Below are 19,752 nucleotides of genomic sequence, written 5' to 3' on the forward strand. Positions count from 1 at the left end.
GGCGCTGGGTCACTTCGCCGCGACGTAGCCCTCGTCGGAGGCGGTGAACGCGGTGACCGCGAAGACGCCCTGGTTGACGGAACTCTTATCGATGAGGAAGGTGGCGTAGCCGCTGGCCTTGCCGCCGTCGCGGGGCATGGCCTGGTTGGACAACTCGCCCTTATCGCTGTAACTCTGCGTGGCGGAGGTGGTCGTCCCGTTGTGGACGAAGTCCACCTTGAAGGAGTACTTCGGGTACTGGCCCTTGCCGTGGTACGTGATGTCGATCGGCACCCGGATGTACACCTGGCCCGGACCGGGCTCCTTGTAGCTGTAGCTGCTCACGGTGCTCTTCACGTCGGCAGTGGCGTCCCAGTTGACCTTGCCGAACGTCACATCGAGGCTCGCGTTGGGGTCGTTGTAGTCGTACTTGGAGGCGTGGAAGGTCAACGGGCCCGTCGCCGTGTCCTTGGGGTTGTCCATCGAGGTGCCCTCGGACCCGCCTGCCGGCTTGGCCGGACTGGAGGGCGTGGAGGCCGCCGTCTTAGGGGCTGACGGCTCAGACTCGTCCCCGGTGGGACTCGGGCCGGGCTCGTCCACCTTCTTGGGCGCCGAGGTCTGCGTGCTGCCGCCGGCCTTCTCATCGCTGTCACCGCCGGCGAAGGCCCAGACCAGGCCGCCGATGAGCGCGACCACCACAACACCGATGATCGTGAAGAACCACCACTGCTTGTAGACGGGCTTGGCCGCGCTGGCGCCGCCGGGCACGTCCACCGGCTGCCAGCCACCGCCAGCGCCGGGAACCGGCTGGGCCTGGCCGTGGAAGGGGGTGGGCGCCTGAGCGTAGTTCATCTCCGCGGCGTAGGGGCTTCCGGGAGCCGAGGAGCCCATCGGGGCGGGCATCCCGGCGGGGGCGTAGTCCGCGGACGGGGCGGAGGCCGACTGGCCGGTCGGGTCGGCCACCGGGCCCGACTGGCCGGTCTGGACCGCCTGGGTCGGGGCCCAGGCGGGGTCCGAGGCGCCGGGGGCGGAGGCCGAGACGGGGCTCGCGGCACCGCCCGAGTCCTCGACCCAGAGCTGCCAACCCTCGGGGGCCGGACCCCATGCGGGGTCGGGCTGCCACCCGGCGGGCGGGACGAAGCCCTCCGGCGGGGCAGGCCAGTTCGGCGGTGGGTTGAAACGAAGAGCCATTGGGGACCTCCGGGAGTGGGAATGCTGGCTGAAGGAGTCGTCATGGGGCACATCTCCGGCGGCGAGCGCTCGTCCCGTCGGTGCCACAGCCGATAAGTCGAATCTACACCGAACAGCCGGTGCGGCGGGCGCCGTATCGGCGCTGTTCTCGGGGAACCCGTCCCCGGGCACCGCTCCCCATCCTTGATCCCGCCCGATCCGCGGGCCGGGCGCGCGGCGGGGAGGCGCGCGCCGGGGAGGCTCAGGGCAGGGTGAGGATGTCCGCGCCGTCCTCGGTGACCACGAGCGTGTGCTCGAACTGGGCTGTGCGGGAGCGGTCCCGGGTGACCACCGTCCAGCCGTCCTCCCACTGGTCCCACTCGATCCCGCCCAGGGTGAGCATCGGCTCGATGGTGAAGACCATGCCCGGCTCCATGACGGTGTCGTAGCGGGGGGCGGAGTCGTAGTGCGGGATGATGAGCCCCGAGTGGAAGGCCTCGCCGACGCCATGACCCGTGTAGTCCCGCACGACGCCGTAGTCGAAGCGCTTGGCGTAGGCCTCGATGACCCGCCCGATGATGTTGACCTCGCGGCCCGGGCGGACGGCCTTGATGCCCCGCTCCATGGAGGTGCGGGTGCGCTCAATGAGCAGGCGCGTCTCCTCATCCACCTCGCCGACGGCATAGGTGGCGTTCGTGTCGCCGTGGACGCCGTCGACGTAGGCGGTGACGTCCAGGTTGATGAGGTCGCCCTCAGCCAGCGTCGTGGAGTCGGGGATGCCATGGCAGATCACCTCGTTGATCGAGGTGCAGATTGACTTCGGGAAGCCCATGTAACCCAGGCAGGAGGGGTAGGCGCCGTGGTCGCACAGGTACTCGTGGGCGATGCGGTCCAGTTCATCAGTGGTCACGCCCGGTGCGATCGCCGCCGCGGCGGCCCGCATGGCCCGCGCCGCGATCCTGCCCGCCGCCCGGATGCGCTCAACGGTCTCGGGGGACTTGATGTCCGAGGCCGTCACCCTCTCGGGCCCATCGTGGAACATGTACTCGGGGCGGGCGATCGATTCGGGCACGTCGCGCCGGGGCCCGACGATGCCGGGCACGAGGGTTCCGCGCGGTGCCCGATCGGCGCCGAGGCGATGGGGGGATCCAGGAGGCGTCGGAGCAGTCATGCCCCCCAGCATAGGAGCCGAGCGGCGGGCGCACAGCCCGCCCGCCGCCCCGGCCGGGCGCGCGCGGTCCGACCTGTCTCACGCCCCCCTGCCCAGGCGGGGGTGTGACCTACGATGCCACCATGGCAAAGATCCACTTCGTGCGCCACGGCCGCACCGTCCTCAACGAGCAGCGCCGCACCCAGGGCTCAGCGGACTCGCCCCTGACCTCCTCGGGGCGCGAGGGCGCCGCGCTGGCCCGCGACTTCCTGGCCGACTACCCCCTCACCCGCGTCTACCTCAGCCCCCTGGGGCGGGTCGTCGAGACCACGGACATCCTCACCGAGGGCCGCGAGCTCCCGCGCACCATCCTCACCGGGCTGCGCGAGTACGACTACGGGATCTACGACGGCGGACCCGACCCCGAGATGATCGCCGCCTTGCCCACGCGCGTACTGCTGCCCGGGGTCCTGTCCGGCCGCTTCGAGGGGGCGCCCGGCGGCATCAGCGCCACCGACTACCTGCGCGACATCGACGGCGCCCTCGCCCGCATCCTGGCTGACCTGCGCGCCGACGCCGAGGCCGGCAGGAGCGACGCCGAGGCGCTGGCGGTCTCCCACGGCATGACCATCATGACGATCATGGCCCGCTGGATCGGCCTGGAGGTCTACTCCAAGGCGCCCATGGCCAACTGCGCCATCACCACCGTCGAGGTCGACCCGACGGCCCCCGGCGGCTCGCCCCGCCTCCTGGACTGGGCCCTCGACCCCGGCGACCAGGGCGTGACGTTCCCGACCGAGGACATGAGCGGCGTCTTCGACGGCGTCGACATCGTGCCCATCGACTTCACCCGGCCCGAGGGGCTGTGAGCCACGCGGCCGGCGCCCGTCACGACGCGGAGGCGTCACGACGGGCGCCGGCCAATCTGCGCGCGCCGGGCGCGATCAGGAGGCGAAACTCTCCTTGGCGCTGGGGAAGGACCCGTCGCGCACCGCGGCGTTGAAGTCCTCGGCGGCCTGGCGCAGCGCGGCGCCCACCTCGCCGAAGGCGCGGGCGAAGCGGGGCTTCCATTCCGTCATCCCCGCCATATCCGTCCACACGAGCACCTGCGCGTCGCAGCCCGCCCCCGCGCCGATGCCGATCGTGGGAATGTCGAGGGCCCCGGTGACGGCCGCGGCGAGGTCCTGCGGCACCATCTCCAGGACGAGGGCGATCGCCCCAGCGCCCGCGAGGGCGGAGGCGCCCGCCAGCAGCGCCTGGGAGGCGGCCTCGCCGCGGCCCTGAACGCGGAAGCCGCCGAGCATGTTCACCGACTGCGGGGTGAAGCCCAGGTGCCCCACGACCGGGATCCCCGCGTCGCTGAGCGCGCGGACCGTCGCCGCGCGCGGCGCGCCGCCCTCCAGCTTGACCGCGTTGGCCCCGGCCTTGACCAGCCGGACGGCCGACTCCAAGGCCTGAGCGGGCCCCGCCTCATAGGTGCCGAAAGGCAGATCGGCGACGACGAGCGCGCGCGTCGTCGCCGTGGCCACGGCCCTGGTGGCCACGGCCATCTCATCGAGGCTCACCGGCAGCGTTGAGCCATGACCGAGCATGACATTGCCGATCGAGTCGCCGACCAGGAGCATGTCCGTGCCCGCCGCATCGAGGATCGACGCCGTCACGGCGTCATAGGCGGTGAGCATGGTCAGGCGCTCGCCCTGGGCCTTCGCGGCGGCGAGGTGGTGGACGCGCACCGGCTTGCCGGCCGGTGGCAGGGCGCTCGGGGGAGCGTAGGGGGAGTCCATGGTTGCCATGATTCCAGCCTAGCCGCCACCGCCGGGCCTCTCGCGCCACCATCATCCGCCGCTCGCCGGACCGGTCCGCCGGCGACCCGCGCGCCGAAACCCGGCCGACTCCCGCTCCCGATAGAGTCGGGGCGTCCCGGCACCGCCGTCGGGATCCGAGCGCTGATCAGAGATGGGGAGCAGGCATGGACAAGCAGCAGGAGTACGTGCTCCGCGCGATCGAGGAGCGGGACGTTCGCTTCGTGCGATTGTGGTTCACCGATGTCCTCGGCCAGCTCAAGTCCGTGGCCATCGCGCCAGCCGAGGTCGAGGCCGCCTTCGAGGAGGGCATCGGCTTCGACGGCTCCACCATTGAGGGCCTCACCCGCGTGTACGAGTCCGACATGCTCCTGAGCCCCGACCCCTCCACCTTCCAGATGCTGCCCTGGCGCGATGACCGCGACCGCGTCGCGCGCATGTTCTGCTCCGTGCTCACGCCCGACGGCGAGCCCGCCCGCACCGACCCGCGCGCCGTCCTTGAGCGCCAGCTCGCGCGCGTCGCCGACGCCGGATTCACCTGCTACATCCACCCCGAGATCGAGTTCTACCTCGTCAACCGCGACGATCAGGGACGCATCACCCCCACCGATGACGCCGGCTACTTCGACCACGTCCCCGGCGGCACCGCCCACGACTTCCGCCGCCGCGCCATCCTCATGCTCGAGCAGATGGGCATCTCCGTGGAGTTCTCCCACCACGAGGGGGGCCTGGGCCAGAACGAGATCGACCTGCGCTTCGCCGATGCTCTCTCGATGGCGGACAACATCATGACCTTCCGCGCCGTCATCGAGGAGGTCGCCATCCAGGAGGGCTGCATCGCGACCTTCATGCCCAAGCCCTTCGTCGGCCAGCCCGGCAGCGGCATGCACACGCACTTCTCCCTCTTCGAGGGCGACCACAACGCCTTCTACGACCCCGCCGGCCAGTACCAGCTCTCCGCCACCGGGCGCGCCTTCATCGCCGGGATACTGCGCCACGCCAAGGAAATCACCGCGATCACCAACCAGTACGTCAACTCCTACAAGCGGCTGTGGGGCGGGGACGAGGCCCCGAGCTACGTGTGCTGGGGCCACAACAACCGCTCCGCCCTCGTGCGCGTCCCCATGCACAAGCCCGGCAAGGCGCAGGCCGTGCGCGTCGAGTACCGCTCCCTCGACCCCGCCGCCAACCCCTACCTCGCCTTCGCCACCATCCTCGCCGCGGGCATGAAGGGCATTGAGGAGGGGTACGAGCTCCCCGCCGAGGCCGAGGACGACGTGTGGGCCCTGACCGACGGCGAGCGCGACGCCCTGGGCATCGAGCCCCTGCCCACGTCCCTCAAGCGGGCGGTATCCGCGATGAGCGGCTCCGACCTCGTGGCGGACACCCTGGGGGAGGACACCTTCGAGTACTTCCGGCGCAACAAGAGGCATGAGTACCAGGCCTACGACGCCCAGGTCACCGACTTCGAGATCGGCCAGTTCTTCCGCCGCGTCTGAGGCGGGCCGTCGCCCGGGAGCGAGGCGCAGGAGGGATGACCTGATGGCCAGCGAGAGCCGGCGCGCCGGCGGCATGACCCCGCTCATGGGAGTGCCGGCTCCCAGCCCGCGCCGTAGGCTCCTCGGCGCCGGCTTCGCCGAGCCCGACCGCGCCCTGCGGGCCCTGGAGGACCGGGCGCTCGCGGACCTCCTCAACCGCGCGAGCGGGGAGGACGCCGAGGCCAGGGACCGTCTCATCGACGCCCTGGGCGACACCGCTGACCCCGATCTGGCCCTGCTCTCGCTCCTGCGCCTGGCCGCGGCGCTGGCCCAGGAGGACGACCCGACCGCCGCCAACGGCCTCGTCACGGCCCTGCGCGCCATCGTCGGCGAGCCCGTCCGGGAAGGGGCGGGTGGGGGCTCCCGGGCCCACGCCGATCGGCTGCTCGCGGTCCTCGGGGCGTCCCAGGCGCTCGGCGATTTCCTCGTCTCCCACCCCGATCACCTCGACGCCCTGAGCCCTGAGCGCGCCTGGAACGCGCCCGGCCAGCCCGACGCCTCCCTCCTCCTCGTCGACGCCGCGCGCGAGGCCCTCGCCGCTCACGCGGGGGCCGATCACCCCGCCCCGGCCGGACCCGCCGACCCCGCGGCCATCGAGGCGGCCACCGCCGCGATGCGCCGCGCGTACTACGACCGGCTGCTCGCGATCGCCGCCGACGACCTCGTCTCAACCGCCCCCGCCGCCCATGTGGGTGTCGTCGGGGCCGCGATGGCCGACCTGGCCGACGCCGCGCTGGAGGCCGCCCTCCTCATCGCCCGCGCGGGCGTGGGGGCGGGCGCGCGCAGGGTCGCCTTCGCCGTCATCGCCATGGGCAAGGCCGGCGGGCGCGAGCTCAACTACATCTCCGACGTCGATGTCATCCATGTCGTCGGACCCGCCGCCGCCGTCGCCGGGACCGCCGAGGAGCCCGACGAGGCCGAACTCGTGCGCCTGGGCACCGAGATCGCAGGCCTCCTGCGCCGCGCCACCTCCGCCTCCGGGACCGAGCCCTCCTTGTGGCCCCTGGACACAGGGCTGCGCCCCGAGGGGAAGGACGGCGCCCTCGTGCGCACCCTCGCCTCGCACGTGGCCTACTACGAGCGCTGGGCCTCCTCCTGGGAGTTCCAGGCGCTCCTCAAGGCGCGGGCCGCCGCGGGGGACCCGGTGCTCGGCCGCGCCTACGAGGAGGCCATCGCCCCCTTCATCTGGTCGGCGAGCTCGCGGCCCCACTTCGTCGACGATGCCCGCGCCATGCGCCGCCGGGTGGAGCGCGAGTCCCAGAGGATGGGGGAGGACAGGCGCATCAAGCTCGGCCCCGGTGGCCTGCGGGACGTTGAGTTCACCGTCCAGCTCCTCCAACTCGTCCACGGGCGCGCTGACGCCGAACTGCGGGTGCGCTCCACGCTCGACGCGCTGGCGGCGCTGTCCGTGGGCGGGTACGTGGGCCGCGATGACGCCCTCGCGCTTGACGAGGGCTACCGGGAGTTGCGCCTCCTGGAGCACCGCGCCCAGCTCCACCGCCTGCGTCGCACCCACGATCTGCCCGAGCGCGACGCCGATCTGCGCCGCATCGGCCGGGGGATCGGCATCCCCGATCCCGGCAGCCTCCGCACCGCCTTCCGGGCCCGCCGCCGGCGGGTGCGCGCCCTCCACGAGGAGATCTACTACCGGCCCCTCCTGGGCGCCGCCGCGGCCCTCTCCGCTGACGAGATGCGGCTCAGCCCGCAGGCCGCCCGGGACCGGCTGGCCGCCGTCGGATACCTCGACCCCGACGGCGCCCTGCGGCACATCCAGGCCCTCACCGAGGGAATCAGCCGCCGCGCCGCCATCCAGCGCCAGCTCCTGCCGGTGATCATCGGGTGGATCGGCGAGGGCCCGGACCCGGACAACGGGCTGCTCGGATTCCGCCGGCTCTCCGACGACATCGGCACCTCCCACTGGTACCTGGGGCTGCTTCGCGACTCGCCCGTGGCGGCCCAGCGCCTTTGCCAGGTGGTCTCCGGGGCCCGGTGGACCACGGACCGCCTCGCCGAGCGCCCGGAGGCCGTCGCCTGGCTCGACGATGACGCCGAGCTCGCCCCGCGCAGCGGCGAGCAACTGCGCGAGGAGATCACCAGGATTCTCGCCCGCCGCGGCCTCGAGGGGGCCACGCCCGCCCAGGCGGAGGCGCGCAGCGCCGAGGCCGTGCGCAGGATCCTGGGCGTGCGCACCCGCGAGCTGCTGCGGGCGGCCCTCGCCGACTCCCTCGACGGCGTCAACCCGGCCCGCACCGCCCGCATCCTGACCAACACCACGGACGCCGTCATCGAAGGCGCCCTGCGGGCCGCGATCAGGCTCGTTGTCGCCCAGCGGGGACAGCGGGACGAGGCCGGCGGCCAGACCGGCTCGCTAGCCCGGCACTCCGTCATCGCGATGGGGCGGCTCGGGGGAGAGGAGACCACCTACGCCTCGGACGCCGACGTCATCTTCCTCCACGCCCCGCGTACCGGGGTTGACGAGCGCGCTGCCGCCCGCGAGGGAGACGAGGTGGCCCGCGCCACGATGCGCCTGCTCGCCTCCGGCCCGCACCCGCTCGCGATCGACGCGGGCCTGAGGCCCGAGGGCCGCCAGGGCGCGCTCAGCCGGTCGCTGGCCTCAGCCGCCGAGTACTACGGCTCGTGGTCGGCGGTGTGGGAGCGCCAGGCGCTGCTGCGGGCGAGGGCCTGCGCGGGGGACACGGCGCTGGGCGAGGAGTTCCTGGCCCTCATCGCCCCCCTGCGATGGTCCGCCGATGGCCTGGGGGAGGAGGAACTGCGCCAGATCCGCAGGCTCAAGGCCCGCATGGAGGCCGAGCGGCTGCCGCGGGGCGCTGACCCCGCCCGGCACCTCAAGCTCGGCCCCGGTGGGCTGTCCGACGTCGAATGGGTGGCGCAGGTCCTCCAGCTCGCCCACGCCCATGAGGTGAGAGGCCTGCGCACCACCTCCACCCTTGAGGCGCTCATGGCGGCCGCCGAGGCCGAGTTGCTGCCGGTCGATGACGCCGGCGTTCTCATGAGCGCCTGGATCCTGGCCACCCGCATCCGGGCCGCCACGGTGCTCGGCGTGGGTCGCGACTCCGGCGCGAGGGTGGACATCCTGCCCTCCGACGAGCGGGGCATCAGGCTGGTCGGCAGGCTCCTGGGGCTCGCCAGCGGCAGCGAGCGGGACCTGGAGGACCTCTACCGGCGCAGCGCCCGCCACGCTCGCGCCGTCGTCGAGCGCGTGCTGCGCTCGACCGGAGGAGGACCGGGGCTGCTGGATCAGCCGGAGCAGCAGGGCAAGTGGAGCCGACGGGGATCGGAGGGCGCGCGGCCCACTGCCCCCGGCGCGGCGGGAGGGACGCCGCCGGGGCAGGCCGGTCGAGCGGGTCAGGCCGTCACCCCCGGCAGGGCGTCGTCGTCACGCTCGACCTCCCCGCGGTGGCGCGCCCGGCGCCGCGATGCCGGGCCGTACCCGTGGTCCTGAGCGGCCCCGGGCGCGCCCGGGACGGCCTGGGGGCGCTCTCCGCGAGTGCCGGCGCTGGCAGGATAAGGCCGTGAAACTCATCCTCGTGCGCCACGGGCGCACCATCGCCAATGTCATGCAGGCCCTCGATACGGGATTCCCCGGGCAGCCCCTCGACGAGATCGGGCGCGAGCAGGCCGCCACCATCCCGGGAAGACTGGAGGACGCCGGGCTCCTGGCGGGGCTCTCCTCACTGTGGGTCTCCCCGATCCTGCGGGCACGCCAGACCATGGAACCGGTCGAGCGGGCCACGGGGCTGCGGGCAACGATCCTGCCCGGGCTGCGCGAAGTCCTCGCGGGTGATCTGGAGATGGCCACGGACGGCCGGTCGGTGGCCTGCTACGCGGACACGACGCGGGCGTGGATGGCGGGCAGGCTGGGCGCGCGCATCCCGGGCTCCCTGGAGGACGGCCTCGACACGATCACGCGCTTCGACGGCGCTGTGCGCACCATCGCGGAGCACTCGGCCCATGCGGCCCCCGAGGGCGGGCAGGACGAGCGGGGCGGGGGAGCGGCGCTGCTCGTCTCCCACGGCACGGTGCTGCGCCTGTGGACCGCACTGCGCGCAGCGCTGGGAGGCGGCGCCGATCCGCTGTGGGTCGCGGAGCACCCGCTGCGCAACACCGGCATCACGGTGGCCGAGGGCGACCCCGATGCCGGCTGGCGCCTCCTCGACTGGAATGACGGTGCGTGGAGGGGCGGTGCCGGCTCTGCGTGACGCGAGGGCGGGGGCGAGCGTCATGACGGGCCCGTCGTTGCGCCCTCGTCCCCGTCATACCGTCTCGTCCCGGCGTTGCGCCCTCAAACTGCGAGAATGAGGGCGCAACGACGGGACGAGACGGTATTTGCGGGCTGAGGCGGTTTTCCGCGGCCAAGGGTGCTCCGTGCCGGGGGAGCCCCTACAACACGGAGGACAAGAATGCCCGGGTGCGCTCGTTGGTGGGGCGGTCGAGGACCTCGGCGGGCGCTCCCCGCTCCACGACCACGCCGCCGTCCATGAACAGGAGTTGATCGCCGACCTCGCGGGCGAAGCCCATCTCGTGTGTGACGACCACCATCGTCATCCCGTCCCGGGCCAGGTCCTTCATGACGGCTAGGACCTCGCCGACGAGCTCGGGGTCGAGCGCGGAGGTGGGCTCGTCGAAGAGCATGAGCTCGGGATCCATGGCGAGCGCCCGGGCGATGGCCACGCGTTGCTGCTGACCGCCGGAGAGCTGCGAGGGGTAGTGATCCATCCGCTCGGCGAGGCCCACGCGCTCAAGCAACTCGGCGGCCCGCCCGCGGGCCTGAGCCTTGGGCGTCTTCTTGACGTGGACGGGTGCCTCCATGACGTTCTGGATCGCCGTCATATGGGGGAATAGGTTGAAGCGTTGGAAAACCATGCCGATCTTGGCCCGCTGCGCCGCCCGCTGCTTGTCTGACAGGGCGTGCAGCACGGGCTTGCCGTCGCGGCCGGGGGCCTCCCTCATGCCGATGAGCTCGCCGTCGATCCACACGCGCCCGGCGTCGATGGACTCCAACTCGTTGATGCAGCGCAGCAGTGTGGACTTGCCCGAGCCCGAAGGCCCCACGAGCACCGTGACGGTGCCCGCCGGGACGGTCAAGTCGACGCCGCGCAGCACGTGGAGCTCGTCGAAGAACTTGTGGAGACCGGAGACGCGGACCTTGGGCTCCGTCGCCGGGGCGGCCTGCTGGGGGGATGACTGGCTCACGGGGTGACCTCCAAGAAGGGATCGGCCTTGGTGGTGTGGGCGTCGAGGATGGCCTGCTGACGCGCCGACAGGCGGCGCCGCTTGCCACCGGCACCCGGGCGCGAGGAATCGAAGCCGCGCCCGTAGTAGCGCTCCAGGTAGTGCTGACCCACCATGAGGATCGAGGTGATGATGATGTACCACAGCGCCGCCACGATGAGCAGCGGGATCGTCTGGTAGGTGCGCGAGGCGTAAGAGTTGGTCACGAAGGTCAGGTCCAGGGTGAATGGCACCGCGAGGACCAGAGACGTCGTCTTGAGCATCGAGATCGTCTCATTGCCCGTGGGCGGCACGATCACCCGCATCGCCTGGGGCAGGACGATCCGGCGCAGGATCTGGCCCTTGCTCATCCCCAGGGCGCCGGCGGCCTCGGCCTGGCCCGGGTCCACGCTGCCCAGCCCGGAGCGCACGATCTCGGATAGGTACGCACCCTCGTTGATGCCCAGGCCCAGCACCGCGGCCACGAAGGGCGTGAACACGGCGTTCGTCTGGAAGCTAAGCAGCTCGGGGCCGAACGGGACGCCCAGGCTCAGGTGCTGGTAGAGGGCGGACAGCGCGCCCCAGAACACCAGCTGGGTGTAGATCGGAGTGCCGCGGAAGAACCACAGGTAGGCGATGGCGACGCCGCGCAGCACCGGGTTGGTGGACTGGCGCATGATCGCCGTCGTCACCGCCAGGGTGATACCGATGAGCATGGCCAGGAAGGTCAGGAGGATCGTCCACCCGACGGCGCGGATGACGTGGACCTCCCGGAAGAAGAACCAGACGCGGTCCCAGTGGAAGCTTTCGTTGGTGACCAGCGAGTGCGCGAGCATCGCGCCGAGGACCATGACGATCGCGGCGCTGATCCACGTCCCCGGCCGGGGCACCGGGCGCGGGTGGTTGAGGACGACGGCGTCGCTCTCAGAACTGTTCAGGGCGTTGTTCTCTGCGGCCGTCATATGAGTCACTCCGATACGGCTGGGTTGAGGGTGGCGTTCGAGAGGGCCGCGCCCTCGACTCCCCAGCTCTTGAGGATGTCAGTGAGGATGCCCTCATCCATGAGGTACTGGAGCGCGGCCTGGATGGCGGCGTAGGCCTGGGAGTTCTTCTGCAGGACCACGCCCTGGGGCGCGGCGTCCTCCACCTCCCCGATGGTCTGGACGGCGCCGTTCGTGGTCTCGACGGCGTAGCCGGCGACGGTGGAGTCCGAGTAGGTGGCGTCCAGGGTGCTCCCGACGAGCGCGGAGGTCGCCTCGGCCTGCTTGTCGTAGGAGCGGATGTCGATGGCGCTCTGGCCCGCGGCCGCGCAGGACTGGTTGTCAGCCTCCAGGGCGTCGGCCTGGGCGGTGCCCGTCTGGACGCCCACGACCTTGCCGCACAGGTTGAGGTGGTCGGAGACGTCGAGGCCCTTGGGGTTCCCCTTGGCCACGTTGAACTGGCTGCCGACCCGGACGTACTGGATCATGTCCACGTTCTGCATGCGCTCATTGGTGATGGAGAACGAAGAGATGCCCGCGTCGTACTCGGTGCCCACCTTGGCGATGATCGAGTCGAAGGAGGCGGAGTGCATCGTGGCCTCGACGCCGAGGACCTTCCCAAGGGCCTTGGTGATATCGGCGTCGTATCCGATCGGCTTGCCGTTGGCGTCCAGGAACTCGGCGGGGGCGTAGTCGGTGGCGGCGCCGATGTCGAGCCTGCCGTCGGCGCCGAGCGCCCCGGCGGGAAGGAGGGCAGCGATGTTGTCCTGCTTGGTAATGCTCGACACGTCGTAGCCCTGGGTCTTGGCCTTGGCGGACCCGGTGGCGAGGTCGTTGGCGTTCGTGCAGGCCGACAGGCCGGCGGCCAGGCCGAGCGCGGCGATGGCTGCGATGATCCGGGTGGGGTTGGTGCGCATGGGAAGGCTCCTTGGGGTAGATGACCGTGGCCCACTCTATCCACTCCGGTGCATATCTATTGCATGGAATGGGTATTGCGCGTGTCACGGCCGGGGGCGGGCGCCCACGCCCCCGCCTGCCTCACATGTCGTAGTACAACTCGAACTCGTAGGGGTTCGGGCGGGCCCGCAGCGGCTCGATCTCCTTGGACCGCTTGTAGTCGATCCAGGTCTCGATGAGATCGGGGGTGAAGACATCGCCCTCGGTGAGGTAGTCGTGGTCGGCCTCCAGGGCCTCCAGGGCGGCGTCGAGCGTGCAGGGCAGCTTCTCGATGTCGAAGTACTCCTCGGGGGCGAGCTCGTAGAGGTCCTTGTCGATGGGCTCGCGCGGCTCGATCCGGTTGCGGATGCCGTCGATGCCGGCCATGAGGACGGCGGAGAAGCACAGGTAGGGGTTCGCCGACGGATCCGGGACCCGGTACTCCACGCGCTTGGCCTTCGGTGAGGAGCCGGTGACGGGGATGCGGATGCACGCCGAGCGGTTGCGCGCCGAGTAGACCAGGTTGACGGGCGCCTCGAAACCGGGGACGAGCCGGTGATAGGAGTTGACCGACGGGTTGGTGAACGCCAGCAGGCTCGGGGCGTGGGCGAGGATGCCGCCGATGTACCAGCGGGCGATGTCGGAGAGCTGGCCGTAGCCGCGCTCGTCGAAGAACAGGGGGCGCCCGTCCTTCCACAGGGAGTGGTGGCAGTGCATGCCCGATCCCGCCGCACCGAAGAGCGGCTTGGGCATGAAGGTGGCGGACTTGCCCGCCCCCCAGGCGACGTTCTTGATGACGTACTTGAACTTCATCATGTCATCGCCGGCGGTCAGCAGTGAGGCGAAGCGGTAGTTGATCTCCTGCTGGCCGCCGGTGCCCACCTCGTGGTGGGCGCGCTCGATGTCCAGGCCTGTCTCCTGGCAGACCCGCACCATCTCATCGCGCAGGTCCGCCATCTGATCGGTGGGGGAGACCGGGAAGTAGCCGCCCTGGAAGGCGACCTTGTAGCCCTGGTTCCCGCCGGGCTCCTCGCGCCCGGTGTTCCAGGAGGCTTCGTCGGAGTCGACGGCGTAGAAGGCGCCCTGGGGAGTGGAGTCGAAGCGCACGGAGTCGAAGAGGTAGAACTCGGCCTCGGCGCCGATGAAGCAGGTGTCGGCGATGCCGGTGGAGCGCAGGTAGTTCTCGGCCTTGGCGGCGATGGAGCGGGGATCGCGTGAGAAGACCTCGTCGGTGAAGGGGTCGACGATCGAGAAGTTGATGATGAGGGTCTTGCGGGCGCGGAAAGGATCGAGGAACGCCGTCGTGACATCGGGGACGAGCTTCATATCCGACTCGTGGATGGCGGTGAACCCGCGGATCGAGGAGCCATCGAACATGAGGCCGTCGGTCAGGGCGTCGGACTTGAACGCCGCCGCCGGGATCGTGAAGTGCTGCATGACGCCGGGGAGATCGCAGAAGCGCGCATCGACGAGCTCGACCCCCTCCCGCTCGATGTACTCCAGTGCCTCGGTGGCGTCCTTGAACATGCGCTCGCTCCTCGACGATCGTTGGTTCGGCTACGGGTTCGGCAAGTAATGAGCCTAGTCGAGCGGTGATGACGCGGCGGTGCCGCGCGTGTGTCCCTGGTGTTTCGGCCGAGGCGCCGTCGTCCGCCGTCAGCGCCCCGGGGCGGCCGGGCCCGGCTCAGTGGCCGCGCAGCGCCCGGCGGTCCGGGCGGGCCTTGGACGGGTCGATGCCCTTGGGGATGGGCAGGCCCTTGGCCCCCAGGGAGGACAGGCGCTTGGAGACCTGGGAGATCTCGGAGTCCGTCAGGCGGGTCGGCTTCGTGGGCAGCTTGCGCAGCGCGGCCGACAACTCCCCGAGGCGGACCTGGCCCTCATCGGTGCCGACGTTGATGACGTGGAGGGGGACCGTGGACAGGATGCGGTTGATCTTCTTGCGCTCATCGGCCACCAGTCGCTGCGTGCGGCCCGTGGGGCCCTCCACGACGAGGACGACGCCGGGGCGGCCCACCAGGCGCCAGATGACGTCCTGGGTCTTGGGGTTGACGGCGGCCGGCTGCTCCTCCAGGTACCAGCCCTTGCCGACCTGATCGAGCACGGCCTTGGCCGCGCCGGGGACGCCCTCGATCTGGGAGTAGGAGGCCCGGCGCACCGTCCACGACAGCAGGATCATGTCGAGGAGGAAGGCGAGCATGATCCCCAGGATCACCCAGTACCAGACCGCCATACCGGTGCCCAGGGCGATCGCGATCGCCAGGAGAATCGAGGCGGTGGTGGTGCCGATCAGCGCCCAACCGATCCACGGGTAGGTGCGCCGCGAGATGGTGTAGGCGTCCTTGAGGTTCTGGGCGTAGGCGGCCAGGCGGCGCTTCTTCTTGGGCTGGGGGCTTCGGGCTGTGCTCACGGTGAACAGGATAGACGACGCCGCAGGCGCGGCCCGGTGGTCAGTCGATCATCGGCCGTGTCCAGCGGCTCCGGGGCCCGGCGCCCGCCCCGCGCCGGCTCAGGAGGCGGCGGCCAGGGCGGGGGAGGGAGCGAGGAGCGCGCTGGCCTCCTGGCGCGCGGTCGTCGGCTCGGTGAGGGCGCGCAGGTGCTCGGGCACCTCCCAGCCGCGCTTGACCACGGCCCTGCCCCACAGCATCCCGGCGCGGTAGGAGGAGCGGACCATCGGCCCGCTCATGACGGCGGCAAAGCCCATCTCCTCGGCCAGGGAGGACAACTCGATGAACTCCTGGGGCTTGACCCAGCGGTCGATGGGGTGGTGGAGCTTGGAGGGGCGCAGGTACTGCGTGATCGTCAGGATGTCGCAGCGCGCCTCGACGAGCGTCGCCATCGCCTCCTCGATCTCCTCGCGGGTCTCGCCCATACCGAGGATGAGGTTCGACTTGGTCACCAGGCCGGCCTCGGAGGCCGAGCGGATGACGTCCAGGCTGCGCTCGTAGGAGAAGGCGGGGCGGATGCGCTTGTGGATGCGCGGGACCGTCTCCACGTTGTGGCCCAGGACCTCCGGGCGCGAGGAGTAGACCTCGGCGAGGGCGCCCGGGTCCCCCTTGAAGTCGGGGATGAGCAACTCGACGCCGGTGCCGGGGGAGAGCTCGTGGATCTGGCGGCAGGTCTCGGCGTAGAGCCAGGCGCCGCCGTCGGGGCGGTCATCGCGGGCGACCCCGGTGACCGTGGCGTAGCGCAGCTCCATCTCCTTGATGGAGACCGCCACGCGCCGGGGCTCATCGACGTCGTACTCCGTGGGGCGGCCCGTGGCGATGTCGCAGAAGTCGCAGCGCCGGGTGCAGATCTCCCCGCCCACGAGGAAGGTGGCCTCGCGGTCGTTCCAGCACTCGTAGATGTTGGGGCAGTTCGCCTCGGCGCACACGGTGTGCAGGTTCTTCTCGCGCACCAGGCCGCGCACGTCCTGATAGGTCTCGGAGACGACGGCCTTGGTGCGCAGCCACGAGGGCTTGGACTCGATGGGCGTCTCGGCGTTGCGGGCCTCGACGCGCAGCAGCCTGCGCCCCTCGGGGGCGACGGCCGCCTGTGTCCTGAGTGAGGCCCTGGGGGCGATCGGGTCAGCCACATGCTCTCCTTCTGAGTGCGTTCGCGCGAGCCCCCATAGTTTATGGCCCCGTGCGACATCATGGGATTGAGGTCCTATGTGATTCTCCAGCCAGCGCCTCCGCGCTCAATCCGCCCGCAGTGGGGCGAGATGGGCCTCGAGGGCGGCGATGACGCCGTCGGCGAGCGCTTCCGCCGCGAGTGCGCCGGGCTGCCCGCCGAGCTCGGCGGTGATGGAGGTGACCCCGGCGTCCTCGATCCCGCAGGGGATGATCCGGTCCAGGGCGAAGGCATCGAGATCCGGGCTGACGTTGAGCCCGATCCCGTGCTTCGTGACGCCTCTCGCCACGCGCACGCCGAGAGCGCAGATCTTCCGGTCCGCCCGGAAGAAGGGCCCCCGGGGGTCGTCGGGGCGGCCCGGTGCCCACACGCCCGAGCGCCCCTCGACGCGCTTCGTGGGGATCCCGAGCTCCGCGCAGACTTCCATCACCGCGGCCTCCAGCGCGCGCACGTACTTGATGACGTCGATGGGCTCAGCCAGGCGCACGATCGGGTAGACGGTCAGCTGCCCCGGCCCGTGCCAGGTCACCTTGCCCCCGCGGTCGACGTCGACCACGGGCACTCGATCCGGGCCCGCGACGTCCCCGCTTGGGCGCTCCCAGGAATGCGTGCGGCGCCCCACCGTGTACACCGGCTCGTGCTCCAGGGCGATGATCGTCGAGCGCCGCTCCCCGGAGGCGACGGAGGCGTGGACCTCATCTTGGAGGCGTGCCCCCTCGCCATAGGGGACGAGGCGGCCGCCCAGATCGATGTCCAGGCGGTCCATGGGGAGCGCCGGGGCGCCGGCTGTCATGCGCTGCACGGGCCCACAGTAGGCCACCGGCACCGGCGGAGGCGGCGCGCGGGCCAGGCGCCGGGAGTTGTCGGTGAGTCCGCCGGCGCAAACATCCGATGAGTTATCCACAGATTCTCCAGGGTACTTCCGTCAGCCCCCGCAGCCGCTGACCATGGGACCATGAGGACTTCATCACCCAAGGCCGCGCCGGCGTGGCGCCGCGCGGCACCGCTGGCTCGGTGGCGACGGGCCCAGCGCGAGGACGGCGAGCCCTCGCGGGGCCCGGGAGGGATTACAGACGCCGAGTCGAGCGCCCTGGCCAACAAGGGGATCGCCCTCGGTGAAGCGCTGGGGAGGAACGGGCGGGCCGACGGCTGCCCGATCCGGGGCGTGGACGGCGAGGGGCGTGACGTCGTCGTGCGGGTCATCGAGCCGCCGGAGCGGGGCGCGCGCGCCATGCGCCGCCTGGCGGCCCTGAGGGACCTGCGGCACAGCGGCATCGCGAGGATCCGCTCCCTCGTGCCACTGGCCGGAGGGCGACTGGCCGTCGTCACCGATCTCATCGATGGCGCCGACCTCGCCGTCGTCCTCGGATCGCGGGGCCGCCTGGGTAGGGGGGAGAGCGCCGCGCTTCTCGACGGAGTGGGCTCGGCCCTGGCAGCCCTCCATGACGAGGGGCTGGTCCATGGGGATGTGTCGGCGGCGAATGTCATGATCGCCTCCTCGGGGGCTCCCGTGCTCATCGACCTGCTCGGCGGGATCATGGAGATGGGCACGCAGGGGACCGCCGCCCCGGAGCGGCTCGCGGGAGGGGCCGCGACGCCGTCGTCCGATGTGTACTCCCTGGCCGCCCTCGTCCTGGAGTGCCAGGGGGCCGATCCCTCCTCGCGGGGGGAGGCCGCGTCGCTGCTCGCCGACGCCCTCCGGGAGGACGCGAGGGCGCGGCCCACCGCGCGGGACCTGGCCGCCCGCGCCCCGCAACTCGGATGGCCCGAGGCGATCGACCTGCCTGAGGGCGCCCGTCTGGCCTCGGGGGCGCTGCGCTCAGCGGCGCGCACCCCCACTCGGGTGGTTCCGTCGCGGAGGTCCCTCGGCTCCGGCGGGGGCGGTCGCCTTTCTCTGGGCCGGAAAGCCACGGCCCTGGCCGCCGGAGGGGCCGTTCTCGCGCTGGGAGTCGCTGGGGTCATGGCCTGGGCGGGCAGGGGCGATGACGCCGGCGCCCCGGCCCCCTCCGCCGGCCCGGGGGTCGCGCCCGTGAGCGCGGGGGATGAGTCGCTGGAGGCAGTCGTCACCGGTCTGGTCGCGGCGCGGGACTCCGCCCTGGTCTCCGGCGATGAAGCGGCGCTCGCCCTGACCTCCGTCGAGGGCTCGCCCGCCGCGCGCGCCGACAGCGAGCTGCTGGCCTCCCTCCGGGATGGCGGCGAGCGGGTGGCGGGACTGACGACCTCGGTGACCGGCGTGAGCGAGATGGTGGGCGCCTCCTGCCCGGACCGGCAGTGGGAGGGGGCCAGGTGCGCTCGGGTGTCCCTGAGTCAGGGGCCCACCACCTGGACGGGAGACGACGGCGCGCATGAGGCGCCCGCCCCGGGCGCGCGCGAGGTGGTGCTCGTCCTCGTGCCCGGTCCGTGGCGCGTCGCCGAGGTCCTGGAGGCCGGGTGACCCGGCGGGATCGCGCCTAAACGACGGCGGGGGCGGGCCCGCGCGGTGATGCGGGCCCGCCCCCGCCGAAGAGGCGGTCGAAGCGGTCTCAGGGCCTCACAGGCCGAGCTCGCCGGCGAAGTCGCCGTCCTCAAGGCGCTTCTTGACGGTCATGAGGTAGCGCGCGGCGTCGGCCCCGTCCACCAGGCGGTGGTCGTAGGACAGGGCCAGATAGCACACGGAGCGGATCGCGATGACCTCGTTACCGTCAGCGTCCTTGATGACGCGCGGCTGCTTGACGATCGCGCCCAGGCCGAGGATGGCGACCTCGGGCTGGTTGATGATCGGGGTGTCGAACAGGGCGCCACCGGAGCCGGTGTTGGTGATGGTGAAGGTGGAGCCGGAGAGCTCGTCCGGGTTCACCTTGTTGTCACGGGTGCGGGCGGCCAGATCGTTGATGCGCTTGGCCAGGCCCGGGATGTTGAGGTCCCCGGCGTTCTTGACCACGGGCACGAGCAGGCCGCGCGGGGTGTCCACGGCGATGCCGACGTGCTCGACATCGTGGTAGGTGACCTCCTTGCCGTTGATGGAGGCGTTCACCTTCGGGTGGGCCTTGAGGGCCTCGGTGGCGGCCTGCACGAAGAAGGGCAGGAAGGTGAGCTTCGTGCCGTTGGCGGCCAGGAACGCGTCCTTCGCCTTGGCGCGCAGCGCGGCGACGCGGGTGACATCCACCTCGACGACCGTGGTCAGCTGGGCGGAGGTCTGCAGCGAGTCGATCATGCGCTCGGAGATGACCTGGCGCAGGCGGCTCATCTTCTCGGTCTTGCCGCGCAGCGCGGTGTCCACGGCGGGCTTGGCCGACGGCGCCGCGGCGGCGGCGGGCGCGGGCGCGGCGGCGAGAGCCGCCTGGGCGGCGGCAGCCTTGGCGGCGGCCTCCTCC

Annotated in this window: 16 protein-coding genes; 5 read left to right on the forward strand and 11 right to left on the reverse strand. The window is 71.7% G+C overall.

The genetic code is table 11. From position 1 onward, the window contains the following. Nucleotides 1–9: 9 nt before the first annotated feature. On the reverse strand, nucleotides 10–1,170 hold the full coding sequence (locus tag GVV75_RS06315) for a hypothetical protein (protein WP_159813973.1): 1,161 nt from the start codon (nucleotides 1,168–1,170) through the stop codon (nucleotides 10–12). Nucleotides 1,171–1,411: 241 nt separating this feature from the next. Beyond that, nucleotides 1,412–2,320: a type I methionyl aminopeptidase gene (gene map / locus GVV75_RS06320; protein WP_159523231.1), complete on the reverse strand. Its 909-nt coding sequence runs from the start codon at nucleotides 2,318–2,320 to the stop codon at nucleotides 1,412–1,414. 122 nt (nucleotides 2,321–2,442) lie between these two features. On the opposite strand from map, the gene GVV75_RS06325 reads away from it, so the two are divergent. Further along, nucleotides 2,443–3,168 carry a histidine phosphatase family protein gene (locus GVV75_RS06325; RefSeq protein WP_159626368.1) on the forward strand — a complete coding sequence of 242 codons (726 nt, stop codon included), beginning with the start codon at nucleotides 2,443–2,445 and terminating at the stop codon, nucleotides 3,166–3,168. A 75-nt stretch (nucleotides 3,169–3,243) separates the two neighbouring features. Here GVV75_RS06325 and panB read toward each other — a convergent pair whose 3' ends face one another. Further along, a complete protein-coding gene (gene panB / locus GVV75_RS06330; RefSeq protein WP_159523228.1) occupies nucleotides 3,244–4,092 on the reverse strand; it encodes a 3-methyl-2-oxobutanoate hydroxymethyltransferase in 849 nt (282 codons plus the stop codon). A gap of 176 nt (nucleotides 4,093–4,268) precedes the next feature. Here panB and glnA (GVV75_RS06335) point away from each other — a divergent pair, with 176 nt between their 5' ends. From glnA (GVV75_RS06335) to GVV75_RS06345, 3 genes are all read left to right on the forward strand, one after another. Continuing rightward, on the forward strand, nucleotides 4,269–5,600 hold the full coding sequence (gene glnA, locus GVV75_RS06335; RefSeq protein WP_159523227.1) for a type I glutamate--ammonia ligase: 1,332 nt from the start codon (nucleotides 4,269–4,271) through the stop codon (nucleotides 5,598–5,600). 43 nt (nucleotides 5,601–5,643) lie between these two features. Then, a complete protein-coding gene (locus GVV75_RS06340) occupies nucleotides 5,644–9,102 on the forward strand; it encodes a bifunctional [glutamine synthetase] adenylyltransferase/[glutamine synthetase]-adenylyl-L-tyrosine phosphorylase (protein WP_159813975.1) in 3,459 nt (1,152 codons plus the stop codon). Between the two features lie 70 nt (nucleotides 9,103–9,172). Next, nucleotides 9,173–9,859, forward strand: a complete 687-nt coding sequence (locus GVV75_RS06345; protein ID WP_159523225.1) for a histidine phosphatase family protein — start codon at nucleotides 9,173–9,175, stop codon at nucleotides 9,857–9,859. 181 nt (nucleotides 9,860–10,040) lie between these two features. Here the strand turns inward: GVV75_RS06345 and GVV75_RS06350 are convergent, their stop codons facing one another. The 7 genes from GVV75_RS06350 to lipB all read right to left on the reverse strand — a co-directional run bounded on the left by GVV75_RS06350 (nucleotide 10,041) and on the right by lipB (nucleotide 17,165). Beyond that, nucleotides 10,041–10,853, reverse strand: a complete 813-nt coding sequence (locus tag GVV75_RS06350; RefSeq protein WP_159523224.1) for an amino acid ABC transporter ATP-binding protein — start codon at nucleotides 10,851–10,853, stop codon at nucleotides 10,041–10,043. Beyond that, on the reverse strand, nucleotides 10,850–11,833 hold the full coding sequence (locus GVV75_RS06355; protein ID WP_159523223.1) for an amino acid ABC transporter permease: 984 nt from the start codon (nucleotides 11,831–11,833) through the stop codon (nucleotides 10,850–10,852). Before GVV75_RS06355 ends, GVV75_RS06350 begins: the two co-directional genes overlap by 4 nt. 5 nt (nucleotides 11,834–11,838) lie before the next feature. Then, the gene (locus GVV75_RS06360) at nucleotides 11,839–12,768 is read right to left on the reverse strand and encodes an ABC transporter substrate-binding protein (protein ID WP_159523222.1); all 930 of its coding nucleotides are present in this window, start codon (nucleotides 12,766–12,768) and stop codon (nucleotides 11,839–11,841) included. 121 nt (nucleotides 12,769–12,889) lie between these two features. Then, on the reverse strand, nucleotides 12,890–14,314 hold the full coding sequence (glnA, locus tag GVV75_RS06365) for a type I glutamate--ammonia ligase (protein WP_159523221.1): 1,425 nt from the start codon (nucleotides 14,312–14,314) through the stop codon (nucleotides 12,890–12,892). 157 nt (nucleotides 14,315–14,471) lie between these two features. Further along, nucleotides 14,472–15,194: a DUF4191 domain-containing protein gene (locus tag GVV75_RS06370; protein WP_159523220.1), complete on the reverse strand. Its 723-nt coding sequence runs from the start codon at nucleotides 15,192–15,194 to the stop codon at nucleotides 14,472–14,474. A 99-nt stretch (nucleotides 15,195–15,293) separates the two neighbouring features. Then, entirely contained in the window at nucleotides 15,294–16,361 is a 1,068-nt protein-coding gene (lipA, locus tag GVV75_RS06375) for a lipoyl synthase (protein ID WP_175994040.1), read from the reverse strand. A gap of 105 nt (nucleotides 16,362–16,466) precedes the next feature. Next, on the reverse strand, nucleotides 16,467–17,165 hold the full coding sequence (gene lipB / locus GVV75_RS06380) for a lipoyl(octanoyl) transferase LipB (protein WP_159813985.1): 699 nt from the start codon (nucleotides 17,163–17,165) through the stop codon (nucleotides 16,467–16,469). Between the two features lie 189 nt (nucleotides 17,166–17,354). On the opposite strand from lipB, the gene GVV75_RS06385 reads away from it, so the two are divergent. Further along, a complete protein-coding gene (locus GVV75_RS06385; protein WP_159813977.1) occupies nucleotides 17,355–18,833 on the forward strand; it encodes a serine/threonine-protein kinase in 1,479 nt (492 codons plus the stop codon). Nucleotides 18,834–18,929: 96 nt separating this feature from the next. Here GVV75_RS06385 and sucB read toward each other — a convergent pair. After that, the coding region (sucB, locus tag GVV75_RS06390; RefSeq protein ID WP_159813979.1) for a 2-oxoglutarate dehydrogenase, E2 component, dihydrolipoamide succinyltransferase at nucleotides 18,930–19,752 on the reverse strand (823 nt) is incomplete at its 5' end.

Origin of the sequence: Actinomyces sp. zg328 (assembly GCF_009829635.1) — a bacterium.
In the GTDB taxonomy this organism is placed as follows: domain Bacteria; phylum Actinomycetota; class Actinomycetes; order Actinomycetales; family Actinomycetaceae; genus Actinomyces; species Actinomyces marmotae.